This is a genomic window from Paucimonas lemoignei (assembly GCF_004342585.1).
Taxonomy (GTDB): domain Bacteria; phylum Pseudomonadota; class Gammaproteobacteria; order Burkholderiales; family Burkholderiaceae_D; genus Paucimonas; species Paucimonas lemoignei.
Genome location: NZ_SLZQ01000023.1, coordinates 1 through 7,342, shown reverse-complemented (window position 1 = coordinate 7,342; position 7,342 = coordinate 1). Strand labels below are relative to the sequence as shown.

Annotated in this window: 7 protein-coding genes; 6 read left to right on the top strand and 1 reads right to left on the bottom strand. The window is 49.4% G+C overall.

Going from position 1 to position 7,342, the window contains the following annotated elements; translation table 11 throughout:
* Positions 1 to 330: 330 nt before the first annotated feature.
* The 5 genes from EDC30_RS19165 to EDC30_RS19145 all read left to right on the top strand — a co-directional run bounded on the left by EDC30_RS19165 (position 331) and on the right by EDC30_RS19145 (position 4,298).
* A complete protein-coding gene (locus EDC30_RS19165; protein WP_132260533.1) occupies positions 331 to 861 on the top strand; it encodes a hypothetical protein in 531 nt (176 codons plus the stop codon).
* A 101-nt stretch (positions 862 to 962) separates the two neighbouring features.
* The gene (locus EDC30_RS19160) at positions 963 to 1,547 is read left to right on the top strand and encodes a hypothetical protein (RefSeq protein WP_165973893.1); all 585 of its coding nucleotides are present in this window, start codon (positions 963 to 965) and stop codon (positions 1,545 to 1,547) included.
* 132 nt (positions 1,548 to 1,679) lie between these two features.
* Positions 1,680 to 2,153 carry a hypothetical protein gene (locus EDC30_RS19155; protein WP_132260530.1) on the top strand — a complete coding sequence of 158 codons (474 nt, stop codon included), beginning with the start codon at positions 1,680 to 1,682 and terminating at the stop codon, positions 2,151 to 2,153.
* A gap of 182 nt (positions 2,154 to 2,335) precedes the next feature.
* A complete protein-coding gene (locus tag EDC30_RS19150) occupies positions 2,336 to 2,689 on the top strand; it encodes a lysozyme inhibitor LprI family protein (protein WP_165973892.1) in 354 nt (117 codons plus the stop codon).
* 1,144 nt (positions 2,690 to 3,833) lie between these two features.
* Entirely contained in the window at positions 3,834 to 4,298 is a 465-nt protein-coding gene (locus EDC30_RS19145) for a hypothetical protein (RefSeq protein ID WP_132260527.1), read from the top strand.
* A gap of 862 nt (positions 4,299 to 5,160) precedes the next feature.
* Here the strand turns inward: EDC30_RS19145 and EDC30_RS19140 are convergent.
* Entirely contained in the window at positions 5,161 to 5,805 is a 645-nt protein-coding gene (locus EDC30_RS19140; protein ID WP_132260525.1) for a hypothetical protein, read from the bottom strand.
* Between the two features lie 521 nt (positions 5,806 to 6,326).
* Between EDC30_RS19140 and EDC30_RS19135 the strand changes: the two genes are divergently transcribed.
* Complete coding sequence (locus EDC30_RS19135; RefSeq protein ID WP_132260523.1) at positions 6,327 to 6,851, top strand: hypothetical protein; 525 nt, start codon at positions 6,327 to 6,329, stop codon at positions 6,849 to 6,851.
* The last annotated feature ends 491 nt before the right edge of the window (positions 6,852 to 7,342 follow it).

The window sequence follows — 7,342 nt, the reverse complement described above, 5'->3', positions numbered from 1 at the left end:
ACTTCCTCCCTCATTCAGATTGTTCTCGAACCTCAATCTTGGCACGTCGATGCCGTACCGAGTGGGGGAAGTCCCTTTTATTCGCTGAACCCGGACCCGCAACAACAGGTGGCCGCTTCGCGGCAACTGTTGCGGGCCTGTTAGCTCGGCGTTAAAACTATAAATTCCGGCTTACCGAATAAGTTAATACAACAAATAAGGGGCGCGAAAGTGGCGTGTTGGTTGCAGATAAGATTTTTCACAGCAATGCTATTTGCGAGCGCACTTAGCGGGTGTTTTAGCAGCGACACTGCCCGCTGGACTGAAGAAGTGCGGTCAAGTAACGGCACAATGTTTCAACTAGAAGGGCATGCAGAGATTGGTTCTAATGGATGGCCGACACAGCACCGTGGCAACTTGCACTATATCGAGTATTACCATCGCCCCACCAAAGCATACTGGCGCTCGCCAGGCGGGTTCAATCCAGTCACCTTCGACATAGTAAACGGCGTTCCATACGTTGTAATTCTTGTTGCAAACTCTCTGGAATGCTCTTTAATGAATTATCCTGAGCAGGGATTGCTCATTCATCGTTGGAATTCTGCCAATGGATGGGAAAGGGTGCAGAGCACCGAGTTGCCGACTAATTTGGAGATGAACCTCATGCAGCAAGTGTTCGATGTGCGCGACAAAATCGGAGATGCACAAGGTTTTATTTCTTTTGATCGAAAGAGCTATCGTGAAGGCGACCGTATTGGTGAACTTACTCGCTGGATTAACGAATACGGAAATTCATGCGAAAAATACCGGAAAATAGGGCCAGTTCAAACAGACGTTAAAGCTCCAGAATTTGTCGGTTTCCATGGCAAACCAAATTTTTGAAATAAGTTTTAACTCGTCGCTCAACCCAGACCCGCGCCATAGTGCTTGCCGCTTCGCGGCACATGGCGCGGGCCGGTTAGCTCGGCGTTATACATAAAAAGATGAATCGACATGCTATGCGACGATACGTAGCGATATTTTTGGGTGTTGTTGCCGTTTATGGGCTATGTACGTATGACGCTTATAAAACTTATTATGATTACCGGCAGCTATGCGTCCGAGATGGTGGTTTACAGCTCTTTCAAAAAGTAGAAAGAAATGTGGGATGGAGCGCAGAAGATCTTAATGTGGCTAAAGGTTACCAGCGATTACTAAAAGATCTGGCATTTGTAAGAGCGCCAAACGCCAATGGTGAAATGGTTGATGTTACCTATAAAGGTGTTGGAGTTTGGGGTGCTGATGCCTCTTATAACATGCCGGGCGCAGATTTTTCAAAGCCTGTTCGCTACCACATTAATGTAACGACTCAACAAGAGAAAGAGTCAAGTCGAATTCACAAAGGCATTGTTACTGTTACAGACTTAAAGACTGGGAAAGTTGCTTATCAGTGGAATCAATATTCATTCTATTGGAGGCACACTGATCAGCCAATCCGATCATTGCTTGTTCCAAGTGGAGTTATCCGTTGCCCTAGGTCCGATACTTTGCCTAACTTCAACGAAATAAACGCTAGAACTTATAAATAGTTATTTAACCCAGCTCAGGGGTTGAAAGCTTATGTATAACTTGTCACTCAACCCGGACGCCCAGCACAAGCCGCTTCGCGGCTTGTGCTGGGCACCGGTTAGCTCGGCGTTATAACTAATAGATCGGCTACCATGGGAAACTTGATACGCACACTTTTCGTTGTTTTTTCGGCGCTAATTTCCACCATGAGCCCCGTATTGGCCGCTGATTATGCTCGAGATATTCCGTACCAAAAATTAGAGTCAATCTACGGTGTAAATGTCGGTGATAAAAGGCAGGTTGTTTTTAGAGATGATGTCACTTGGAACTCTATCTTTTACAAAGAAAGTTATGGCGTCTACGGCCCACCTCCGAAAATAAACTTCCGGGAGAACATGGTGGCCGGAATATTTTTGGGTGGATATCCAGTTGGCCGCAAATATGAAATACCAATTCTTTCTGTAAAAGAAAATGTGAGAAACAAAAAAATTGTTATTTCTTATAAGGTGCCGAAGGTTGACCCGCCAGAAGGCATCTCGCTCCCATCCTTTACGACTCTTTATACCTTGGTAGTTATTCCTGCATCAGGGAAGAATGTCGAATTTGTTGAGGTGAAGGAGGAGTAGTGTGAATAGTTATAACTCGTCGCTCAACCCGGACCCCAAGCAGAGGATGCCGCTTCGCGGCGTCGCTTGCGGCCTGTTAGCTCGACGTTAGGTGTGTTATGCGAAATTTCCTTATCGTTGTAACGCTGTTGTTCGTTTCTCTCAATTGCTACGCTAAGGCAGATGAGGAAGTCGTTCGTGCCATGACACGACTGACATCGCTTACGCCGGAAGAAATCAGACACGATTACAACGCTTGCGACAGTGGTGTAACTCCTCGGATGAAGATTTGTGCGAGCTATAACTGGGTTAAACAAGACGTTAATCTAAACCGAATCTATAAGCGCGCCTTAGCAAAAGCAAAAATGATGGGCTATGAATCTTCTCTTGTTAAAGCGCAGCAGGCATGGCTGGAATATCGTGATGCCGCTTGTGCTTTTGAGGGAGAAATAGAATCTGGAGGTGGAACTGCAGAGGGGCTATATGTACTCTCTTGCAAAGAAAGCCTCACTAAAGAGCGAGCAGACCGTCTTGCTGAGTTGCTAAAAAACGAGTGAAGGCCATGGCACCTAACTTGTCACTCAACACGGACCCACAACAAGAAATTGCCGCTTCGCGGCAACGTGTTTTGGTCCGGTTAGCTCGGCGTTAGGCTCATGAATCAACTCACGGATCTATTGCTACCCTCCGTAGTCGGCATCATCGTGATGCTCGTGCTGAGGTGCCATGTCGTTCGCTCTAGGGCGGCGGCAAGAGAGATTCGCCGTTCCGTCGTGATGTCCACGGAGCCCTATGGCAGAGAACTTGCCGAAGCCGTAGCGAATAGGCTAGAGCGAGGTGACATTCTCGCGTATGGTCACCGAGACTACTGTGGGATAGGCCTACGGTATGCCGATGGCGAGTACATTTACGGAGAAGTTTCGGACGGTGAGCTTCCTAGCAGAGCACAGCTGTCGAAGTGGACTGATGTTCCGGCACAAATGGAGAGACGGGTGTTTTCATCGAGAAACCTGTTTGTCTCATGGCTGGCCGACCAGAGCGATGAAAGCCTCCACGGACGTGAACTTCAAGATAAGTGGCTAGTTGGGAACCAGCGGTTATCAAAGCGAAGGCTAGATTCCTTTGCCAAGGGTCATCGTGTTCCCCATGCAGAATGAGTACACAGAACTGCACGCATGCACCTAACTTGTCACTCAACGCGGACACACAACATAAAGCTGCCGCTTCGCGGCCAGTGTTGTGTGCCTGTTAGTTCGGCGTTATATCGATTAATAGGCAAATTGCGGTCATCGAGTCATTGATGTCGCATTCGATTTCAGGTCGAGGTAGTGTTGAAGTAAGTGCGCGTCGCGGTAGTCTGGTCGTGGCGCGGCGGGTCAAGGGTTTGACAAGCAAGGCCTTGCGTTGGAGCGACCAGCCTGCGGTCTCATTGCGGTTGGCCCTGCGTTGTGTTGCTGCCCTGCGGTCGTGGTAGAGAAAGGAAGGTTCGGCTTTGAGTTACAGAATAACGAGCGCGTTGCTAGCCTCCTTGGCCAGCAGCGGTACGACAGTAAGCGGTCTTGTCGGTCAGCTTGGCGCGTCTGGCGCTACCATCAGGTCAAGATATAACTCATCGCTTAACCCGGAGCCCCAACAAGGGCTTGCCGCTTCGCGGCAGCGTGTTGGGTCCCGGTTAGCTCGGCGTTAGATGTATGGATGCGTATGCGAACCCGCTCGAAAATTGGAATTGCTCTACTGCTGCTTATTATGATTGGTGCAGCAACTGTATATTGGCTGTATCAAAGAAGCCTGACATATTCATTCGCACCAAACAGGCCTGAGCAGACAATTCTAGCCAGGGAGCACGCTGAGTGCACTGCGTTCTATATATTGGTGGGCGGTGCATCGCAAAAAACTCAAAAAGGCGCTTCGGGTGCGGATAGAGATCTAAAGCATGACTTCGAATTCCACGCAAAAATGAGCTACAACTATTCGCCCGACAAGAGAAAACTGGATAAAGATATCGATAAACGTATTGAAGTACTAAAAGCACAGATGGACGCAGCTGATAAGCAGAATAGTTTGAAGTCTTTCCTAAGCCAAAAAATCGATGAATGCGTGACAACGTCTATCAAAAGCAACCGTTTTATTAAGGAAGAGCTTCAACGAAGAGTCGAACAGAAATGAAGTCACTATGTTTATTTCCCGGTTATAGGGGAAAAACATCTAACTTGTCGCTTAACAGGGACACACAACATAAAGCTACCGCTTCGCGGCGCGTGTTGTGTGCCGGTTAGCTCGGCGTTAGGTCCCATTGAATAAACCGAGATGCGAATTAGACTCCGCCTCAAAATTCATATGCACGTGATGCGAATATTATCTTTGGGCCTTGCGCTAACAGCGTATGCGCCACACACATGCGCCAATACCTTAGACGTGAACCTGCTGAATATTTTCTATTTCGAGCATGCATCCGTTAGCACAAACGACTGCGAAGCAAGAGGATTCCCTTCTCGGTCAGTTTATGAGAATTGGCTTAAGACAAACAGCCCAATTCACGAAAGTATTAGCAAGGAGGTGCTTAGCGACTTGATGAAAAAGGGCCTTACTAAACAACAAGCTGAAGCAGTTCTTGTCGAAATAAGAGGGGAGTACAGATTAAAATCCTTTAAAGAATCTCGTCCCAGCAACACTATTTGCGGCGCATTTAACAAATACCTTCGCGGCTTTAGTGGGCTTAAAAACTCGAGATTTGCCTCACCTCAGTAACTTTCTAAAGACAGTCACAATATTTAACAGGAGTGTTCATGATCATCGGTTGCTCATCGAACGACAGCACATCCGCCGCATGCTGCATGCTCTCTCCTACGCGCGAGCAGCCTAACTTGTCGCTGAACACGGAAACGCGCCACCAAGCTGCCGCTTCGCGGCGCCTGGCGCGTTCCTGTTAGCTCGGCGTTATACCGAGTGAGAACCGGGTTTCAGTCGTGAAGCCACAGTGAGGTGACTTGGCAGCGATTGATGATGCATCAGCGAACTGCGGCGTGTGTTATGGCGCGAAGTGAACGGGGCTTAGCGAGCAAGTCCTGCGAGAAGATTGCTGTCCTGCGGTCTGGTTGCGGTTGGCCCTGCGATGATGTGATTGCCCTGCGGTCTTGGCAAAGATAAGGAGTCGTCGGCTTTGAATCTGCAAATTACGAGCGCGTCGCCAGCCTCTTTGGCCAGTGACAACGTTGATATAGGCGGGTTTTGCGAAGAGCTTGGAGCGTGTGGCGCTGCGTTCAGGGCTGGGTATAACATTGCGCTTAACCCGGACGTGCGCCAACGGCTTGCCGCTTCGCGGCACGTGGCGCGCGCCTGTTAGCGTAACGTTCGATAGTATTTTGCGGCTCAATCGCAGCCAGCAGATGATTTGACCGCCTGGACGGTCGCGCTCGTGACACCAGTCGTGCCTCTCAATCCCTTCAATTCCCGTCGCCACCGTTTCGCCCGAGCTGGTTGTTGCGCCCGTAAGACTGGCGAGCGGCATTCCGCCCTGTTCGTGTTGTGTAACTTTTAATTTCCCTGCAAACTTGCCAAGTCGGTATCCGAGGGCGGCGCGTGCTGCGCGGGTGCTGAAAAGAACAATGAAAGAGTGCAGCGAAGGAGCGAGTGCCGTGCGCTTTGCAAAGTTGGAAGTTAATAACGAAGCCATGGCTTCGAACTCGTCGCTTAACCGGGATGCCGCTACGCGGCGCCCGTTAGCTCAGCGTTATACCGATTGAATACCAGGCTGCTGTCATCGGTTCATCGGTGGTGCGTTCGGTTTGAAGTGGAATTGGTTTTAAAGTTTGAGCCCGTTGCGGCGGCCCGGTCTGTGTTCCACGTGCGGGTGTCTTGGCAGACAAGTTCAGAGGTGGAATTGCCGTTCTGCGGTTTTGGCGAGTTCCATCCTGCCAGGTTTCGCTGACCTGCGGCTTTGGCAGAGAAACGGTTCTATCGGTTTGGGGGCGGTGATCCAGTGAGCGCGTTGCGGCGCTCCTCGGACGGTGGGGATGTGGCGGCAAGCGGGTTTGGCAGGCAGCTTGGTGGACGGGGCGCTGAGTTCTGTTCTAGGTATAACATTTAATTGGAGCGGGACCGGCGATGGCGGTGTTAAGGAATTCAGCGGGAACGCAAGCCGGGTCGGTATCGGAACGGTCGGCGGCGCCGGCCCATCAATAAAACGTTAGACAGATGCTGAATCACGACGACTTGCTCAAACTTGCGGAGTGGAAGCCAATTTCACCTGGTTTTGGCCGCAATGGCGAGAACGCTTATGAAGTGAAGGTGAAACCAGTCTTTCACGAAATTGAAAAACTCGAGAAAGGCGAGGTTCGAGTAATCACGGACGGAGGGCTGTCAAATTATGCATCAGCTTTTGTGCATAATCGACGAGGCGATTCTGGGAATATTGAAGGACTTTACATTTACTTGAGCTTGCTTGCGCCTCTGGCAGCTATTGGTCGTGAAACAGCCTATGTCACAGATAAAGCACGGGCATACTCCATGATCGAACCAAGTGACGTACTTGAACTAAATAATTTAAGAACGGAGTTCGAAAAGTCGGTAGGTGACCTAATCGAGGCGAAGGGTTTTAAAATTTTGTCGCCATCGGAAGCCACAACTAAATTGCCATCCGGCGTAGTACCGTACGAATATTGCTTGAACAATGAACCTTGGGACCGGCTATTTCATGTCTTATTTTCCGATACCGACTAATTTGTCTAACTCATTGCTCAACCCGGACATGCGACAAGAGCTTGCCGCTTCGCGGCACCTGTCGCATGCCTGTTAGCGTGGCGTTATAGGTATTCCTATGAAGGCTCAATTTGATACGAGGGGAATGGCGAACGGAGGTTTAGCCTTAGTTCTTGAACCAGAGGCTGTATGGGGCGACTTTCCCGCATACTCCAGAAAGTGGGCAACGAAATTAGCTGCTACGCCTATAGCAGAACCGATCATGACTGTTGATGAGTGCCTTTGGGAGGTAAAGATTTCAGATGGTGAGTTCTGGATTACTTACGACGATTTCCAAAGCAGTATTCAGTTGGAGCCAATAGAACCATGTTACAACCACATCATCCTAGCTCTGCAGAGGGAATTACGAGATGGCCTATAACTCGTCTATAAGGACTTCCCCTTTTTAGCAAGAGTGGTTTTCAAGTTGTTTGCATGTGTGTTTTCCTTCCGCGAAGCCGGATGGTAGTGTG

Bases quoted from the DNA above. Each gene is read 5' to 3' on its own strand.
- EDC30_RS19165 (WP_132260533.1), top strand. From the start codon at position 331: ATGTTTCAACTAGAAGGGCATGCAGAGATTGGTTCTAATGGATGGCCG.
- EDC30_RS19160 (WP_165973893.1), top strand. From the start codon at position 963: ATGAATCGACATGCTATGCGACGATACGTAGCGATATTTTTGGGTGTT.
- EDC30_RS19155 (WP_132260530.1), top strand. From the start codon at position 1,680: ATGGGAAACTTGATACGCACACTTTTCGTTGTTTTTTCGGCGCTAATT.
- EDC30_RS19150 (WP_165973892.1), top strand. From the start codon at position 2,336: ATGACACGACTGACATCGCTTACGCCGGAAGAAATCAGACACGATTAC.
- EDC30_RS19145 (WP_132260527.1), top strand. From the start codon at position 3,834: ATGCGAACCCGCTCGAAAATTGGAATTGCTCTACTGCTGCTTATTATG.
- EDC30_RS19140 (WP_132260525.1), bottom strand. From the start codon at position 5,805: ATGGCTTCGTTATTAACTTCCAACTTTGCAAAGCGCACGGCACTCGCT.
- EDC30_RS19135 (WP_132260523.1), top strand. From the start codon at position 6,327: ATGCTGAATCACGACGACTTGCTCAAACTTGCGGAGTGGAAGCCAATT.